The following is a 16,400-nucleotide window of genomic DNA, read 5'->3' as shown; positions in this document are numbered from 1 at the left end:
TTGCCCTGCCCGTTCGGGTGGGGCTTTTACACCACCACCGTCTCCCCGTTTTTTTGCGCCAGCTGGTAATGGCTGAGCTCACAGTGTCTGCCAATCTGCTCCGCCAGACGAGGCGAATGGCTGGTTACCCAAATTTGGCTGTAGCGGCTGGCCTCGGCAATCAGCAGCGCCAGCGCAGGCAGTAAATCGGGATGCAGGCTGTTTTCCGGCTCGTTGATCGCCATAAACGTGGGCGGCCTTGGGCTGAGCAGCGCGACGACCAGGCAGAGAAAACGCAGCGTGCCGTCGGAAAGCTCGGCTGCCTCAAGAGGACGCAGAATGCCTTCGCGCTGCATCATCATTTGAAAACGACCGCCCTGCTCTTCAACAAAGAACTCACTGCCGGGAAAGGCTTCCGCCAGCACCGAGTAAAGCAGTTCCGTGTGCCCACGCTCGCGCAGGGTTTCAAACGCGGCCGCCAGATTGTGACCGTCGTGAGCCAGAACTGGCGCGCGTATGCCAACCTGCGGCGCACGGATCGGCGAACCGGGCCAGACGGCAAACTCGTGATAGAAGCGCCATTTGCGCAGGTTCTCGCGCACCTGGGAGACTTCAGGATAAAGATGGGGGTCGGAGAGCTGGGAAAAAACGGACTCTTCTTCATGCAGTGAAGAGGGATAAGCGATCCGATCGCCCTGAATATTATTCAGGAAAGCCGCCTGATTTTTACGTTCAAGCAGTAAAGAAGAGGGACGGCGGCGCTGGCCGCTGAGCCAGACGTTCTCCGTTTTGACCAGGGGGTCGAGATTGAACAGGCTGATCAGCGGTTCAGGAAAACCGATCTCCAGCTGGTAATCGTAGTCATCCATCTCGACGCCAAGCACCATTCGCTTGCCGTTGCGACGAGTCTCCCCTCGCTTCGGCTCACCTGCCCACATCGTTTTCTGAATACCCCCCTCTTCGGCCAGCGCAGCAGACAGCCGCCCGCTTACCGCTTCATGCAGCAGGCGCACCGCTTTGTACAGATTGGATTTGCCGCAGCCGTTTGGCCCGCTGATCACGTTAAGCGGTGACAGCTCAAGTTCCACATCGCGGATTGAGCGAAAGCCTGCCAGAGAAAGCCGCTGAATGGTCATCATCTTCTCCTGCACCAATGCAAACAGGGGCTTGCGCCCCTGTCGGTAATACCTTAACTCACGCGGAGATCACCCGCGACGCCAGCTGGTTCCCTGCGGGCCATCTTCCAGCACGATGCCCATCGCCACCAGTTTGTCGCGCGCCATATCTGCCTGCGCCCAGTTTTTCTCTTTACGGGCGTCCAGTCGCAGCCTGATCAGCGCTTCGATTTCCGCCACCTCATTATCGTTGCTCTGAGCGCCGTTTTGCAGGAAGACTTCAGGGTCCTGCTCAAGCAGCCCCAGCACGCCTGCCAGCGCACGCAGCTTCGCGGCGAGGCCGTTGGCGGCCGTCATGTCTTCAGCCTTCAGACGGTTCACTTCGCGCGCCATATCAAACAGCGCCGAGTACGCTTCCGGCGTGTTGAAATCGTCATCCATTGCCTCACGGAAGCGGGTTTCAAACGCTTCGCCGCCAGCGGGTTCGGCATGGCTATCGGTGTTGCGCAGCGCGGTGTAAAGACGCTCCAGCGCCGAGCGAGCCTGCTTAAGGTTATCTTCGCCATAGTTCAACTGGCTACGATAGTGACCCGACATCAGGAAATAGCGCACCGTTTCCGCATCGAAATGCGCCAGCACGTCGCGCACGGTGAAGAAGTTGTTCAGCGACTTGGACATCTTCTCGCGGTCAATCATCACCATGCCGGAATGCATCCAGTAGTTCACGTACGGGCCATCGTGCGCGCAGGAAGACTGGGCAATTTCGTTCTCATGATGCGGGAACATCAGATCGGAACCGCCGCCGTGAATATCAAAGTGCTCACCCAGCTGTTTGCAGTTCATGGCTGAACACTCGATATGCCAGCCCGGACGGCCCGCGCCCCACGGAGACGGCCAGCTCGGCTCGTCAGGTTTCGACATTTTCCACAGCACGAAGTCCATGGAGTTGCGCTTGACGTCAGCCTCAACCTCCACGCGCGCCCCGGCCTGCAACTGCTCCAAATCCTGGCGGGACAGCTGGCCGTAGCTGGGATCGCTTGGCACAGAAAACATCACGTCGCCGTTGCTGGCGACGTAAGCATGATCGCGATCGATCAGCTTGCTGACGATTTCGAGGATCTCGCTGATATGGCGAGTAGCGCGCGGCTCCAGATCCGGCGGCAGGATGTTCAGCGCGGCGAAATCTTTGTGCATTTCCGCAATCATGCGGTTAGTCAGTTGCTCTACCGTTTCGCCATTTTCATTCGCACGTTTGATGATCTTGTCGTCAATGTCGGTGATATTCCGCACATATTTCAGCGAATAGCCGAGATAACGCAGATAGCGCGCCACCACGTCAAAGGCGACGAAAGTTCTGCCATGACCAATATGACACAGGTCGTAAACGGTGATGCCACACACGTACATGCCGATCTGACCAGCATTAATAGGTTTAAATTCCTCTTTTTGGCGACTCAGGGTATTAAAAATCTTTAGCATGGAAGCATTCCGTTTTGACGTGTGCGGGTTAAAACCAGTGAAAAGCCTATTCTGACGTATTGTTAACGGAAGTGCCACGCAAAGCAAGGTTATGCCCGCCGGCGTTTATGCAGCGGTGCTGACTCGTCATCACATTTTGTGATATAAAAGCCGTCTGTTAATAGCGTGCTGGCGTCCCAGGGCCGCCAGCACCGCCTTACTCTTTCACCCTTCCAACCTTTACAGGATGAGAACATGGTCACTTTCCAGACAAATCATGGCGATATCGTTATCAAAACCTTCGATGACAAAGCGCCAGCTACCGTTGCAAACTTCCTGGATTATTGCCGTGAAGGTTTTTACGACAACACTATTTTCCACCGTGTTATTAACGGCTTTATGATCCAGGGCGGCGGTTTTAAGCCCGGTATGCAGCAGAAAGATACCAAAGACGAAATCCGTAACGAAGCGAACAACGGCCTGAAAAACACCAGGGGCACGCTGGCAATGGCCCGTACCCAGGCACCTCACTCCGCTACCGCCCAGTTCTTCATTAACGTTGCGGACAACGACTTCCTCAACTTCCGTGACGAAAGCCTACAGGGCTGGGGCTACTGCGTGTTCGCCGAAGTGGTTGAAGGTATGGACGTGGTTGAGAAAATCAAAGCGGTTGCCACCGGCCGCAGCGGCATGCACCAGGACGTACCTAAAGACGACGTTCTGATCCAGAAAGTCACCGTCAGCGAATAATGCCTCACGCGCTATTTATCGCAGATATCCATCTGTGTGAAGATGAACCGGCAATAACTGCCGGTTTTCTTGCTTTTTTACGCCGTGATGCGCTTCAGGCCGAGGCGCTCTATATCCTTGGCGATCTTTTCGAAGCCTGGATTGGTGATGACGATCCGAATCCGCTGCATGCAGAAATTGCTGCGGCCCTGCGGCAGCTTCAGCAACAGGGCATCCCCTGCTATTTCATCCACGGTAACCGCGACTTCCTGCTCGGTAAGCGTTTCGCTGCGGCCAGCGGCATGACGCTGCTGCCGGAAGAGCAGGTGCCTGAGCTGTACGGCAAGCGGATCCTGATCATGCATGGCGACACGCTTTGTACTGACGATCGGGGCTATCAGCGCTTCCGGCATAAGGTGCATCAACCCTGGCTGCAAAAGCTGTTCCTTGCCCTGCCGTTGTTTCTCCGCCAGCGGATTGCGCTCAGGATGCGCGCGGGCAGCAAGCACGCCAACAGCAGCAAAGACGTCGCTATTATGGACGTGAATGCGCAGGCGGTCACCGCCGCGATGACGCGTCATCAGGTGCAGTATCTGATCCATGGCCATACCCATCGCCCGGCCATTCATCAGCTTGAGGTGAATGGGCTGCCGGGTGAACGGCTGGTGCTCGGTGCCTGGCATCACGAAGGGTCGATGATCCGGGTCAGCGACAGCGAAACATCGCTTATTTATTTCCCTTTCTGAAACTGGAAAAAATGCCGCAAATGCCCTGCTGATGCCTGGGCAAACGTTTTCCTTGCTGCGGAGTCATGCTATTCTCTTTGCCCTTCCCATCTGACCGCCTGGGCAGTCAGATGACGTTTGTACAATCACAGGAGTCAGACCCGCATGTCATCCAACGCCGCACCGGCCCGCATTGCTATTGTTATGGGTTCCAAAAGTGACTGGGCAACCATGCAATTTGCCGCGGACATTCTCACCAGCCTGGCAGTGCCCTTCCGGTGCGAAGTGGTTTCGGCGCACCGTACCCCGGACAAGCTGTTCAGCTTTGCCGAGCAGGCGGCGGATAGCGGCATTCAGGTGATCATTGCAGGCGCAGGCGGGGCAGCCCATCTTCCGGGGATGCTGGCGGCGAAAACGTTAGTGCCGGTACTTGGCGTACCGGTGCAGAGCGCGGCATTGAGCGGCGTAGACAGCCTGTACTCTATTGTGCAGATGCCACGCGGCATTCCAGTAGGCACCCTGGCGATTGGTAAAGCCGGCGCGGCCAATGCTGCGCTGCTGGCGGCGCAGATCCTCGCTATTCACGATGCTGGGCTGTCTGCCCGTCTCGCGGAATGGCGTCAGGCTCAGACCAATGAAGTACTGAACAACCCGGACCCACGGGAGGAAGCATGAAGCCGGTCTGCGTATTAGGAAATGGTCAGCTGGGCCGGATGCTGCGTCAGGCGGGTGAGCCGCTGGGCATCGCCGTTTATCCGGTAGGCCTGGATGCGGAGCCGGAAGCGCTGCCGATTCAGCAAAGCGTGATCACCGCAGAAATCGAGCGCTGGCCGGAAACCGCACTGACGCGTGAGCTGGCGAACCACACCGCTTTCGTCAACCGCGATATCTTTCCACGCCTGGCCGATCGCCTGACGCAGAAGCAGCTACTGGACCAGCTGGGCCTGGCGACCGCGCCGTGGCAACTGCTGGCAGAGACGGCAGAATGGCCGCAGGTATTTGCTACGCTCGGCGAGCTGGCAATCGTTAAGCGGCGCACCGGTGGCTATGACGGCCGCGGGCAGTGGCGCCTGCGCGCCAACGAAACCTCAGCGTTACCCGCTGACTGCTACGGCGAATGCATTGTCGAGCAGGGCATCAACTTTTCTGGCGAGGTCTCGCTGGTCGGCGCTCGTGCTCACGATGGCAGCACCGTCTTTTATCCCCTGACCCATAACCTGCATCAGGACGGCATTCTCCGCACCAGCGTGGCTTTCCCCACTCCTGACGCCGCCCAACAGCAGCAGGCTGAAGCGATGCTGTCAGCCATCATGCACGAACTGAAGTACGTCGGCGTGATGGCGATGGAGTGTTTCGTAGTACCGGAAGGTCTGCTGATTAATGAGCTGGCTCCGCGCGTGCACAATAGCGGACACTGGACCCAGAACGGCGCGTCCATCAGCCAGTTCGAGCTGCATCTGCGGGCAATCCTCGATCTGCCGCTCCCCAGGCCGGTGGTCAGCACGCCTTCGGTGATGGTTAACCTGATCGGCACCGCCGTCAACCAGGCCTGGCTTAATCAGCCGCTGGTACATCTGCACTGGTATGAAAAAGAAGTGCGGCCAGGGCGTAAAGTTGGTCACCTGAACCTGTCGGATGTCAGCCAGCCTGCGCTACAGGCCGCGCTGAATGCGCTGGTTCCACAACTGCCGGAAGAGTACGCCAGCGGCATCGCCTGGGCGGTGGCTAAACTCGGCACCTGAAAAAAGACAGTGCTTAACTGTACTTAAGTATGGCTATCATTCTACGATCAAAAAACGTATCTTACTGGCTGACAAGAACATAAATATTGCTTAGTTATTAGTTAATTATTTTTTGATTGCCAACACCAAGGGAACCAGTTTTCATCGAACAGAGTAAAGAAAGGTAAAAATTATTTACCTCTTAGTCTGCTAAGTGCGTGCTGGTTCACCCTTACTCTTGACCTCCATCCCTTCTCCTCCCTTTGCTTCCCTGTGTTTTTCAGAGTCTGGCCAACTGCTGCATTTTCCTGCCAACCGTGCGATCGGGGGGTTAGGCGAACGAATCAAGATATGATAAAGTCGCGCATCGATGAAGGAAGCGCTAATTACCCAGGGAGATAATGACATGGCCAAATTATTTTTTGATAATCAAGCTATTAATACGTCAGTGAAGGAGTACCTGGAAAGGAAACTGGCCCAGTTCAACAACATTAAATATGCCTATGCCATTATGAGCAAAAGAAATCCGGCGGATTTCTCTATTATCTCTAACCGGCAGGAGTGGTTTAAGGTCTATATTGAGAACAACTTCCAGTTTATCGACCCGGTATTGATTACCGCGCTCTACCGACTGACCCCCTTCTCATGGGATGAAAACCTGATGCTGAATAAAGGCGTCAAGGTGCCTAAATTATTTGATATGGCGCGAAATCACGACATCATCAACGGCTATACCTTCGTGCTGCACGACCACAACAATAATCTTGTTGTACTGTCTATCATGCTGGATAAACACTGCGATGATAATATCGAAGAGCAGATTCAGATTAATAAAGACAAGCTGCAAATGCTGTTGATTACCACCCACGAAAAGCTGACGCAGCTCTATCAGGATCAGGTGAGAAGCGCCGATTTTGAAGAGATGAACACCCGCGAAATTTTCTCCAACCGTGAAAACGAGATCATTTATTGGGCCAGCGTGGGGAAATCCTATCAGGAAATTGCCCTGATCCTGGGAATCAAACTCACCACGGTAAAATATCATATGGGTAACGCCGTGAAGAAGCTTGGCGTGACCAATGCCAGGCACGCCATCCGGCTGGGGATCGAGCTAAACCTGATCCGCCCGGTGCTTCCTGACGGGGAATGAGAGCGGCCAGCTCTCCAGCTCGCATCCCGTTACCGGAACTTTTGCCCTGACCAGCGCCATCAGCGTTTGCTGGTTCACCCGATCTACCGGCATAAAGATCAGATAGATATTCTGATCTTTTTCCGACGTCCCCTGTTCCACCACCTCAATCTTCCAGCCTGATTTGCGAAAGATCAGGTACATCGGATGACTGACAATGGCATAAATTCCTTCATAGCCATAATGCCTGGCATAATTGATCATCGAAAGAAACAGCAGCGCGCTGACCGGCTGTTGACGAAGCTCCAGCGCCTGCACGCGATCTTTATCAATAAATAACCGGCTGGCTTCGACGAAATTTCCTTGCGGGAGATCAATATTTTTAAACCAGGACTTAAATGTCCCGGTGATCATGTTGGGATATTTGATTTCAATAAATCGCAGGCTGCAAATGCATGACTCTTGATAAACGCCAAAAATATAGGTGGTTCGCGGGTTATCGTACTCGTCCGACTCCATATTATTCTCGGCGTTTACCAACCAGTTAAGCCGATCCTTAAACACTTTCTTGCGCAGGGTAAAAAGCTCTTTCGATTTCAATTCAGACAGAAAACTATAATTCACATCGAGCAAGTGCAGCATAAACACTCCATCCATAGCTAAACATTGCGCTAATAATACCCTTATCATTAACCCGCCACAAAGCACTATCCCTTCCCGGCTGTGCATTGGGCAAAAAAGAAAGGAATGATAAATGACGCGGGCTGGCGCAATGCCAGCCGGTATTATTATGTGGCGTTAAATCCCCGGAACAGGGCTTTACCTTTGAGCAGGCGGACGCCAAGCCAGCCGCCACAGACCGAGAGCAGCAGCGCGCCGGTCAGCGGCAGCGCAAGCCACAGCAGGAAATCAGGCTCCCACGGGAAGTCGAAGACTTTGCGCTGTAACCCCCACAGTGCCGCTTCCGCACCAATGGTGGCAGCAACGCCTGAGACGACACCCAGCAGCGCAAACTCACACCACAGGGTGCCGCGCAGCAGTTTTCTGCTGGCGCCCAGCGTGCGGTAAACCACCAGTTCCTGGCTGCGCTGACGCATTCCCACCTGAATCTGAGCCAGCAGCAGCAGCACGCCGCAGGCGGTAACCAGCACGACCATGATCTCCAGCGCCTGGCTGACCTGCGCCAGCACCTGAGCTATCTGGCGCAAAATGCTGCCGATATCCAGCAGGCTGAGCGTCGGAAACGTTCTGTTCAGCTGAGTCAGCAGCGGGTTATTTCCCTCAAGGCGAAAGCTGGTCAGCCAGGTTTGCGGCTGATCGTCCAGCGCGCCGGGTGGAAAGATAAAGAAGAAGTTTGGCTTCAGACTCTCCCAGTCCACCTTGCGCAGGCTGGTAATTTTTGCCGAAAATGTCTGGGTATCGCCGGTAAAGGTCAGCGTATCGCCCAGCTTCACGGCCAGCCTTCCGGCCAGCTCCTCCTCCATCGAGACCTCGCCCTTTTTCGGCGGCCAGTTCCCCGCCGTCAGCGGGTTATGGTCCGGCAGCTGTGCTTGCCAGGTCAGGTTGAGCTCACGGTTCAACGCGCTATCCAGAGCCGGATCGGCTGGCTTCTGGTTAATTTCCGTCAGCCTGACCCTGGCAACAGGAAAGAAGGTTTGCGGCGCTACGTGATTCTTCTCAAGGAAGGTTTTCACCTGCGGCACCTGATCCTGAGTCATATTGAGCAGGAAGTAGTTCGGGCTGCCGGGAGGAAGCTGCTGCTGCCAACGGTCAAGCAGGTCGCCGCGCATCACCAGCAGCAGCGCCAGTAGCATAAACGACAGCGAGAAAGCCGCCAGCTGGCTGAGCGTGGTCCACGGCTGGCGCAGCAGGCGGTTGATCGCCAGCCTGAAGGCGAGATGACGTACATTGAGGCGGCGAAGCGCTATCAGGCCTCCCCAGCCAATGGCGCCCAGCAGTGCAGACAGCAGAACAATGCCGCCAACCAGCGCCCAAAGCAGTTTGCTGCCGCCAACCAGTAACGCCAGCAGTGCAACCACCACCAGCGCCATCGCCGGTAAATAAAACTTCAGCGGCCAGACGCCGGCAACCACATCACGGCGCAGCACGCGCAGCGGTTGCGTAGCGAGCAGCAGACGATAAGGCCGTAGCCCGACCAGCAGCGAGATAACAAACAGCGAGCCAACCGCCCACAGCCACGGCCAGGCGCTGGCCGCAGGCAGCTCGCCCGGCAAGACGGGCTTCAGCATCCGCAGCAGCAGCACCTCGAAGCCCATGCCAATGGCTCCGCCACAGACTGCCGCCAGCAGCAGCACCGCCAGCCACTGGCCGATAATCAGCTTTCTTAAGGCGGCACGGTTGGCCCCAAGCGTTTTCAGCACGGCAACCAGATCGTAGCGGCTTCGGCAGTAGTGGCTCATCGCTACCGCCACTGCCGCAATGGCGAGCATCAGCGTCAGCAGTGCCGAGAGCAGCAGGAACTGCTGAGCACGCACCATCGATTTGCCCAGTGCATCCTGCGAGTTTTCCACGCTGATCCAGCGCTGATCGGCTTTGATATGGGTGGCAATAAAGCGGTCATAGCGGCTGAGCTGTTCCGGCGTTCCGGCGAATTTATAACGCCACGTTACGCGGCTGCCGGGCTGGATCGCGCCGGTTTTCCCCACGTCGGCCAGATTCATTAGCAGCCGGGGCGCGGTCTGAAAGGGGTTAAAGCCCGCATCAGGCTCCTGAATCACCTCACCGGAAATACGCAAGGTGGTGTCGCCAACCTCCAGCTCCGCGCCAGCTTTAAGATTCAGCAGCGCCAATAGCCGGGGGGCAGCCAGTACGGTGCCAGCAGCAGGTTTTAATCCTGCCGGTTCCGTTGCCAGCGTGCCAAACATTGGATACAGATCGTCGACAGCCTTCACCGAGGCCAGCTGCGGCGTGTCTTGCGCAAACGTCATGGTCATAAACGTCAGCTGGCGACCAATCTGCAAGCCTTCTTTTTTCGCCTCATCCAGCCACGCCTGTGGCACTTCGCCAGCGCTTTGCAGCGTCCGGTCGCCCGCCATAAAATCGCGGCTTTGCTGGGTCAGCCCCTTCTCCATCCGGTCACTGAGCGATCCCAGCGCCAGCACGCAGGCGACGGCCAGCGTCAGTGCCAGCCAGACAATCAGTAGCGAGGGGGATTTCCATTCACGCCAGAACCAGCGCCAGATCATGCTTCCTCCCACAGCTTGCCGTCGCGCACCCGCAGACGACGATCGCAGCGGGCCGCCAGTTGCTCATCATGGGTAACAAGAATCAGCGTGGTAGCGAGATCGCGGTTCATGGAGAACAGCAGATCGGCAATACGATCGCCCGTTTTGCGATCCAGATTGCCCGTAGGCTCATCGGCGAACAGCAGCGCGGGCCTGCCGTTAAACGCTCTTGCCAGCGCCACGCGCTGCTGCTCTCCGCCCGACAACTGCGAAGGCAAATGGCTCAGTCGCCCGGCCAGCCCTAGCTGGGTCAGCAGTGCCTGCGCCTGTTCACGGCTCTGACGGTCGCTCTCGCCGCGCAGCAGAGCCGGAAGCTGCACGTTTTCTAACGCATTGAGGGTAGGCACCAGCATGAAGGATTGAAAAACAAACCCTACGCTTTTCGCCCGCAGTTCGGCACGCTGCTCCTCATCCATCTGATGAAGCGGCGAGCCGAGGAGAAACACCTCTCCCTCAGAGCCGTCATCCAGCCCGGCCAGAATGCCCAGCAGCGTGGATTTGCCGGAGCCGGACTCACCAATCAACGCAATAGTTTCAGCAGGTTTGACAACCAGCTCAACTCCGGTAAGGATGGAAAGCTGATGCTCACCCTGACCGACGGACTTACTAAGACGATGAACTTCAACAATGTTTTCCGCTGGCATTACCCTTTCCTGTTGTTACTGGTGATGATGACGCACCTGGCGGCGGCGGCAGAGACCCTGCTGGTGCTGGGCGACAGCCTCAGCGCGGGTTACCGAATGTCCGCTACGGCGGCATGGCCTGCGTTACTCAATGATAAATGGCAGAAAACGCCCGCTATCATTAACGGTAGCATAAGCGGCGATACGGCAACGCAGGGACTTGCGCGCCTGCCCTCGCTGCTGAAACAGCATCAACCTCGTTGGGTGCTGATCGAGCTGGGAGGCAATGACGGTTTACGGGGATTTCCGCCGAAAAATATTGAGCAGGATCTCAGTAAAATTATTACTCAGGTGAAAGCGGCCAACGCGCAGCCTTTACTGATGCAAATTCGTATTCCGGCCAACTATGGTCGCCGTTATACCAAGTCCTTCAGTGATATTTATCCGAAGCTGGCAAAAGAATTCTCCATTCCACTGGTGCCCTTTTTCATGGAGCAGGTCTATCTCAAGCCGGAGTGGATGCAGCAGGATGGGATCCACCCGAATCCCAATGCCCAGCCCTTTATTGCCGGACTGATGGCTAAAGAGCTGGCTCCACTAGTTAAGCACGAGTAAACCCACTTTAGGGGGCCTGGCGGGTAAAGTTATGAAAATGATAACTTTACTTTTCAGGACGTGCCGTTAAGCCATTCCAGCAGCAGGGAAGAGGTGACAAGTACGCCAGCATTGGCCCGGTAGGCGCTAAAAAGCGTCGAAGTGGCCGAAATCTGATGATTAAAATAGTCATTTTCCGCGGTCAGTAAATCCAGCAGCGACCGCTTACCCAACGAAGACCACTGCTCGTAAAACATCTTACGCACGCTGTCAGAGGTGATCGCCAGCTTTGCATACTCCTGTGCCCGACTCAGCAACGCGTCGCGGTCAAAAAGATATTCATTCAATTGATAAACAAGTTCGCGCAGCTGGGTCTCATATTTCATCTGACTAACGGTAATACGTCCGGCGGCCGCTTTCTGCATGGCGCTGGCGGAGCCGCCGGTAAACAGGTTCCAGGAAACTTCCACCCCGGTGTACCAGGCATTTTCCTGGCCAATGCTGTTTTTAGCGGTATTTTTTGAGACAACCCAGTTAAGAGTCGGATAGCGGGCGGCCTTTGCCGCACTTTCAGACGCCACTTCGCTGGCAATTTCGGCTTTTGCCAGCCGAAGCAGAACATGATCTTCCAGCCCGGAAAAAGCCGCCGCTTTACTGATACTGTTTTCCTCCCAGCGCAAACAGGCCGGAAGCGTGATGTCACGACCGGTAAGGCGGGACAGCTTAAGCTGGACAGTACGAATACGGCTCTCCATGCGCTGAACTTCGGTTTGAGCTTGCAGCAGCTTCGCCTGCGCCTGCACCAGCTCACTCTTACGCCCCCGATCGTGTAAGGTAATTTCGCCCATCATGGCAACCAGCTGCGCCATGCGTATTTCCCAGCGACGGGCAATCTCTACCTCCTGCTGGTACTCCTGTAGCTCCATAAGCGAGGTCAGCGTGACGGCAGCCACCTGATTACGCTGTGCGTTCTCACTCTCCTGCGCCACTTCAAGACTCTTCCCGGCGCGTTCAATGCTGCTGGCAATTTTGCCGAAGTCATAGAGCGTGGTAACCATATTAAGCGACGCGCTGGTATCAGAAGGAGAAGACTGATTCTTGTTCTCAATGCCGTGGCCAAAATTCCGTATCGGCGTGCCCAATCCTGCTCTTAGCTGAGGCCAGCGCTGGCCTTTTTCAGCCTCCATGGAAAACTGGGCGCTGGAAACCCCGGCGGCGGCGCCTTTCAACTCCGAGCTGTAGACCAGCGCGTCACTAATAGTGTTTTTTAACCAGGCTTTGCTATCGCTGGCAGTGGAACAGTGCGCCGCATCGCTGCCGGGCAAAGCGGCACAGGCAGCTACTGAACAGAACAATCCGCCGCAAAAAAGGGGGACCTTAAGGTAAGGCTTAAAAATGCGCATCTGTATATCCTTATCTTTCCCGAAAGGCTTCCCTGGCTTTCAGTACGGGTTTAAGCAAATAGTCGAGAATCGATTTTTCGCCCGTTTTAATTTCAATGCTGGCTATCATGCCGGGTAGAATGGGGAACTCTTTTTCTTTCACCTTAAGTGAGGTATTAACAGTCCGAACGTATACCCGGTAGTAGGTCGCGTCCGGGCGTCCCTGACGTAATTTATCTTCATCTTTTAAGGTGTCGGCACTGATCTGCTCGAGCCGGCCCTCAAGCCCGCCATAAATTGCGTAATCATAGGCGCTGATCTTCACCGTAACCGGCTGTCCGGGGCGAAGGAATGCAACGTCCTGCGGGCTGATTTTTGCCTCTATCAGCAGGCTGTCGTCCAGCGGAGTCAGGGTCATTATTTCTGCCCCGGCCTGAATAATGCCGCCGGTGGTGGTCACCCGAATGTTGTTAACCGTCCCTTTTACTGGAGCGGTTAACGTGGTGCGACGAACCGCATCCTCGCGGGCAATCACATTTTCCCTGGTTTGCCACAGTTCACTTTCCAGTCGGTTAAGATCGGCATTCGCTTCCGCACGGAACCGGCTCTTGCGCTCCATTATTTGCAGATTGAAATCGTGCTTCTGGCGTTTCATTCTCAGCAGCTCAACTTCGGACATCAACCCTTTCTTCATCAGCGGCTCTGACAAATTAATTTCATGCTCTACCAGTTTCAGGCTCTTTTGCAGCGAGAGGATACTCTCCGCCAGCGCCTGTTTTCGCGCCTGCCAGACCTGGGTTTCATTATTGACGATAGAGTCTACGCCGCGAACCTCCTCAGGGAATGACAGCGGCAAATCGTACGTCTCCGCCCGCAGTCGGGCGATGGTGCCCTCCAGCCCCAGAATTTTAGAGCGCCCTTCCCGATACCACGCATCCGCACGGAGCGGGTCCAGTCTGAGCAGCACCGCGCCCTGCTCCACGACATCGCCTTCCCGAACCAGCAGCGCTTGCAGCGTACCGCCTTCAAGGCTCTGTATTACCTGACCGCGCTGCGCTGGGATGATGCTCCCCTCGCCACGCACAATTTCTTCGACCCGCGCAAAGTTGGCCCAAACCAGCAGCAGGATGATAAAAATAATCATCAGCCAGAGCACCACCAGGCTGTAATGGCTTTTCTGGTTAAGCAAAGCCTGCTGCAGGTCGCGTATATAGGGAAGATCTGCCGCTTTAACCTCGCCCTGAGTATTTTCTTTCTGCCCGAGGCTGCCGTCCTCGCTTAAGGCGATGTCGGCGGCCTGTTTAGTATTCCGTTCCATAACGTGCTTTCATCCTGAAAGTGGCAAATTAGCGTTTGTTCCCTGCCTGCAGCGAGGCGATAACCTCATCTTTTGGCCCGTTGGCGACCACTTTCCCGTTGTCCAGTACGATCAGCCTGTCAACCAGGCCCAGCAAGGAATGGCGGTGAGTGACCAGAACCAGCGTTTCGTGAGTAAGAGATTTTTGCAGATGCTCAACAAACATTTTTTCCGTTTGCGTGTCCATGGCGCTGGTCGGCTCGTCCATCAGCAAAATTTGAGGCTTCAGCAGCAGGCTTCGCGCCAGTGAGACCAGCTGTTTTTGTCCACCTGATAATCCCTGGCCCCTTTCGCCTACCGGCATGGCATAGCCACTGGGATGACGTGCGGCAATGCGCTCCACGCCGGTCACCCGAGCTACGTGAAGAAAGTCTTCGGTAGTCACACCCGGATCGCCCAGCGTAATGTTGTCGCGCAGGGTTCCACTGAATAAACGGCTCTCCTGCCCCACGTATCCCGCTAAACTGCGCCAGTCTGCCGGATCAATCTGGCTGGCATCGAGGTTATTCAGGGTGACTTTGCCAGCCGTTGGCTGATAGAGCATCGCCATAATCTTGAGCAGCGTCGATTTGCCACTCCCTATATTGCCCAGAATAGCCACCCGCTCTCCGGCCCGGATAGTGAGCGCGATTGACTTTAAAACCTGAGGCATCATGATCATTCCGCTTGCCGGATAAGAAAAACCGACCGCCTCAAGGGTCAAATCGCCTTTCGTCTCGGGCAGCGCAATGTAATTCACCTCAGGATTCCGTTCGACGGGCATCTCCATCAGGCGGTTCAGCGAACCTAACGCCGCTCTCGCCTGCTGAAAGCGCACCGCCAGTCCGACCACCGACGCCAGCGGCGAGAGTGAGCGTCCGGCCAGAATAACCGTACCAATCATTGATCCCATCGTCAGTTCGCCCGCATGGATCAAATAGACGCCCCAGGTGACCATCGCCACCGTAGTCATTTGTTGAACAAATGAAACAAAAGTGACGATAGCCGAAGACCAGGCCTTCGCCTTGATAGAGGACGCGGCGGCCAGCGCGCTGTACTCTTCCCAGCGCATTTGCATACTGCCCTCGCCCCGCACCGCTTTGAGGGTTTCCAGTCCTTCGATGGTTTCGATCAACACGCCCTGCTTCAGCGAAATTTCACGCAGATTTTCCTGCATACTTTTTGCCAGCGGCCACTGGATGCAGAAGCTGGCAATAATGACCACCAGGATAGCGCACAGCAGAACCCATGCCAGCGGCCCGCCAATCAGGTAAATAACGCCAACAAATAGCAGGCAGAACGGCAAATCCGCCAGCGTAGTCAGGGTGGCCGAAGTCATAAAATCGCGGACTGATTCAAACTCCCGTAGCTGGTTAGCAAAAGAGCCGGAAGACTGGGGCCTGTTCTCAAGGCGGATGGCCAGCAGTTGCTGAAACAATCGGCTGCCGAGTAAGAGATCGGCTTTTTTACCGGCGGTGTCCAGCAGCCTTGCGCGGATCAAGCGGGTAAAAAACTCCATCACGATGGCGACGACTACGCCAATGGCGAGAGACCAGAGCGTCACGTAAGCCTGAGTTGGCACAACCCGGTCATAGACGTTCATGGTAAAAAAAGTGGAGGCCAGGGTAAGAATATTGGCCAGCAGCGTGGCGAGTGCCGCGCTGAGATAATAGTGGCGATAGCGCCAGAGCGTAGTGAAAAGCCAGTGACCTTCTTTCCCTGCGGGGGGAAGATCCAGCAGCGCAACGGGCGGCTGCCTCTTCGGCGGTACTGAACTTAGCAGGACATAGCCTGAGTGAACCGCAGACATCTCTGTCGCGGTGACCTGCTGTGGATGCCCCTGATTTTCAGGGGAAAACACGGTATAAACGGCCTGTTCACCCTTTCCCTTCCGGGCGGTAATCACCCAGGCATTCCCGTCCAGACAGGTAATAATGGTAGGCAGCAGGCTGACATGCAGTGAGTCTACTTCACGCTTTGCCCATCCGGCTTTCAGTTGAATCTGCTCCAGCATTCTTACGGCCAACTGTGGAGAAAGTCTTGCTTCGCGTGGCTGGCCGGCATAAAGCACCGCACGGCTGCAATTTTTTGCGTGGTGATGGGCAAGCCATTTAATCGCCCAAAAAAGCGGATCGTGCGCCTCATCAGCATCAGAGGAGGAGAACTCCATGTCTATTCCTTTAGTGTTGTTAATCCATGAGAAATCAAAAATCCCCGATCGCGCCTTTTCTCAGAGACGCATCGCAATAAAGAAACGCTAACACCTGCAATAAGCCAGGCGCTAGCGTTTGAGTTTCTGCCCGGCATACCTCTGCCGCCGGGCAGCATTTTATTATGCCGTCAGACTAAATAGCTGCGCCTAAT

Annotated in this window: 14 protein-coding genes; 6 read left to right on the top strand and 8 right to left on the bottom strand. The window is 55.6% G+C overall.

The genetic code is table 11. The annotated features are described in order from the left end of the window. Positions 1–26: 26 nt before the first annotated feature. Positions 27–1,115: an AAA family ATPase gene (locus NG99_RS23555; RefSeq protein ID WP_034898437.1), complete on the bottom strand. Its 1,089-nt coding sequence runs from the start codon at positions 1,113–1,115 to the stop codon at positions 27–29. A gap of 69 nt (positions 1,116–1,184) precedes the next feature. Further along, positions 1,185–2,573 carry a cysteine--tRNA ligase gene (gene cysS, locus NG99_RS23550; RefSeq protein ID WP_034898435.1) on the bottom strand — a complete coding sequence of 463 codons (1,389 nt, stop codon included), beginning with the start codon at positions 2,571–2,573 and terminating at the stop codon, positions 1,185–1,187. A gap of 234 nt (positions 2,574–2,807) precedes the next feature. On the opposite strand from cysS, the gene ppiB reads away from it, so the two are divergent. The 5 genes from ppiB (at position 2,808) to NG99_RS23525 (ending at position 6,877) form a co-directional block, all read left to right on the top strand. Continuing rightward, positions 2,808–3,302 (top strand): peptidylprolyl isomerase B, encoded by a 495-nt coding sequence (gene ppiB, locus NG99_RS23545; protein ID WP_034898432.1) that lies wholly within the window; start codon positions 2,808–2,810, stop codon positions 3,300–3,302. Next, the gene (lpxH, locus tag NG99_RS23540) at positions 3,302–4,027 is read left to right on the top strand and encodes a UDP-2,3-diacylglucosamine diphosphatase (RefSeq protein WP_034898430.1); all 726 of its coding nucleotides are present in this window, start codon (positions 3,302–3,304) and stop codon (positions 4,025–4,027) included. The genes ppiB and lpxH overlap by 1 nt, the downstream gene beginning before the upstream one ends. A 144-nt stretch (positions 4,028–4,171) precedes the next feature. Continuing rightward, positions 4,172–4,681, top strand: coding sequence for a 5-(carboxyamino)imidazole ribonucleotide mutase (gene purE / locus NG99_RS23535; protein ID WP_034898428.1), 510 nt, complete (start codon positions 4,172–4,174; stop codon positions 4,679–4,681). Beyond that, a complete protein-coding gene (gene purK, locus NG99_RS23530) occupies positions 4,678–5,748 on the top strand; it encodes a 5-(carboxyamino)imidazole ribonucleotide synthase (RefSeq protein WP_034898426.1) in 1,071 nt (356 codons plus the stop codon). The genes purE and purK overlap by 4 nt, the downstream gene beginning before the upstream one ends. 385 nt (positions 5,749–6,133) lie before the next feature. Further along, positions 6,134–6,877 (top strand): helix-turn-helix transcriptional regulator, encoded by a 744-nt coding sequence (locus NG99_RS23525; RefSeq protein WP_034898424.1) that lies wholly within the window; start codon positions 6,134–6,136, stop codon positions 6,875–6,877. On the opposite strand, the gene NG99_RS23520 is transcribed toward NG99_RS23525, so the two are convergent. The 3 genes from NG99_RS23520 to ybbA all read right to left on the bottom strand — a co-directional run bounded on the left by NG99_RS23520 (position 6,839) and on the right by ybbA (position 10,745). Next, complete coding sequence (locus NG99_RS23520; protein ID WP_034898422.1) at positions 6,839–7,498, bottom strand: acyl-homoserine-lactone synthase; 660 nt, start codon at positions 7,496–7,498, stop codon at positions 6,839–6,841. The genes NG99_RS23525 and NG99_RS23520 overlap by 39 nt on opposite strands. A 146-nt stretch (positions 7,499–7,644) precedes the next feature. Then, the gene (ybbP, locus tag NG99_RS23515; protein ID WP_034898421.1) at positions 7,645–10,062 is read right to left on the bottom strand and encodes a putative ABC transporter permease subunit YbbP; all 2,418 of its coding nucleotides are present in this window, start codon (positions 10,060–10,062) and stop codon (positions 7,645–7,647) included. Further along, a complete protein-coding gene (gene ybbA, locus NG99_RS23510; RefSeq protein WP_034898419.1) occupies positions 10,059–10,745 on the bottom strand; it encodes a putative ABC transporter ATP-binding protein YbbA in 687 nt (228 codons plus the stop codon). Before ybbA ends, ybbP begins: the two co-directional genes overlap by 4 nt. Here ybbA and tesA point away from each other — a divergent pair. After that, positions 10,716–11,339: a multifunctional acyl-CoA thioesterase I/protease I/lysophospholipase L1 gene (tesA, locus tag NG99_RS23505; RefSeq protein ID WP_034898416.1), complete on the top strand. Its 624-nt coding sequence runs from the start codon at positions 10,716–10,718 to the stop codon at positions 11,337–11,339. The genes ybbA and tesA overlap by 30 nt on opposite strands. A gap of 53 nt (positions 11,340–11,392) precedes the next feature. Here the strand turns inward: tesA and NG99_RS23500 are convergent, their stop codons facing one another. The 3 genes from NG99_RS23500 to NG99_RS23490 are packed head-to-tail and all read right to left on the bottom strand — an operon-like array spanning position 11,393 to position 16,206. Next, positions 11,393–12,721, bottom strand: coding sequence for a TolC family protein (locus NG99_RS23500; RefSeq protein WP_034898414.1), 1,329 nt, complete (start codon positions 12,719–12,721; stop codon positions 11,393–11,395). A gap of 10 nt (positions 12,722–12,731) precedes the next feature. Then, positions 12,732–14,018 carry an HlyD family efflux transporter periplasmic adaptor subunit gene (locus NG99_RS23495; protein WP_084110614.1) on the bottom strand — a complete coding sequence of 429 codons (1,287 nt, stop codon included), beginning with the start codon at positions 14,016–14,018 and terminating at the stop codon, positions 12,732–12,734. Positions 14,019–14,046: 28 nt separating this feature from the next. Then, on the bottom strand, positions 14,047–16,206 hold the full coding sequence (locus NG99_RS23490; RefSeq protein ID WP_052130848.1) for a type I secretion system permease/ATPase: 2,160 nt from the start codon (positions 16,204–16,206) through the stop codon (positions 14,047–14,049). Between the last annotated feature and the right edge of the window lie 194 nt (positions 16,207–16,400).

This window comes from Erwinia typographi (assembly GCF_000773975.1).
Lineage (GTDB): Bacteria > Pseudomonadota > Gammaproteobacteria > Enterobacterales > Enterobacteriaceae > Erwinia > Erwinia typographi.
This window is presented reverse-complemented; position numbering and strand designations above follow the sequence as displayed.

Coding starts and splice junctions, on each gene's coding strand:
- cysS (WP_034898435.1), bottom strand. CDS start 2,573: ATGCTAAAGATTTTTAATACCCTGAGTCGCCAAAAAGAGGAATTTAAA.
- NG99_RS23500 (WP_034898414.1), bottom strand. CDS start 12,721: ATGCGCATTTTTAAGCCTTACCTTAAGGTCCCCCTTTTTTGCGGCGGA.
- NG99_RS23490 (WP_052130848.1), bottom strand. CDS start 16,206: ATGGAGTTCTCCTCCTCTGATGCTGATGAGGCGCACGATCCGCTTTTT.
- purE (WP_034898428.1), top strand. CDS start 4,172: ATGTCATCCAACGCCGCACCGGCCCGCATTGCTATTGTTATGGGTTCC.
- NG99_RS23555 (WP_034898437.1), bottom strand. CDS start 1,115: ATGACCATTCAGCGGCTTTCTCTGGCAGGCTTTCGCTCAATCCGCGAT.
- NG99_RS23495 (WP_084110614.1), bottom strand. CDS start 14,018: ATGGAACGGAATACTAAACAGGCCGCCGACATCGCCTTAAGCGAGGAC.
- purK (WP_034898426.1), top strand. CDS start 4,678: ATGAAGCCGGTCTGCGTATTAGGAAATGGTCAGCTGGGCCGGATGCTG.
- lpxH (WP_034898430.1), top strand. CDS start 3,302: ATGCCTCACGCGCTATTTATCGCAGATATCCATCTGTGTGAAGATGAA.
- ppiB (WP_034898432.1), top strand. CDS start 2,808: ATGGTCACTTTCCAGACAAATCATGGCGATATCGTTATCAAAACCTTC.
- ybbP (WP_034898421.1), bottom strand. CDS start 10,062: ATGATCTGGCGCTGGTTCTGGCGTGAATGGAAATCCCCCTCGCTACTG.
- tesA (WP_034898416.1), top strand. CDS start 10,716: ATGAACTTCAACAATGTTTTCCGCTGGCATTACCCTTTCCTGTTGTTA.
- ybbA (WP_034898419.1), bottom strand. CDS start 10,745: ATGCCAGCGGAAAACATTGTTGAAGTTCATCGTCTTAGTAAGTCCGTC.
- NG99_RS23525 (WP_034898424.1), top strand. CDS start 6,134: ATGGCCAAATTATTTTTTGATAATCAAGCTATTAATACGTCAGTGAAG.
- NG99_RS23520 (WP_034898422.1), bottom strand. CDS start 7,498: ATGCTGCACTTGCTCGATGTGAATTATAGTTTTCTGTCTGAATTGAAA.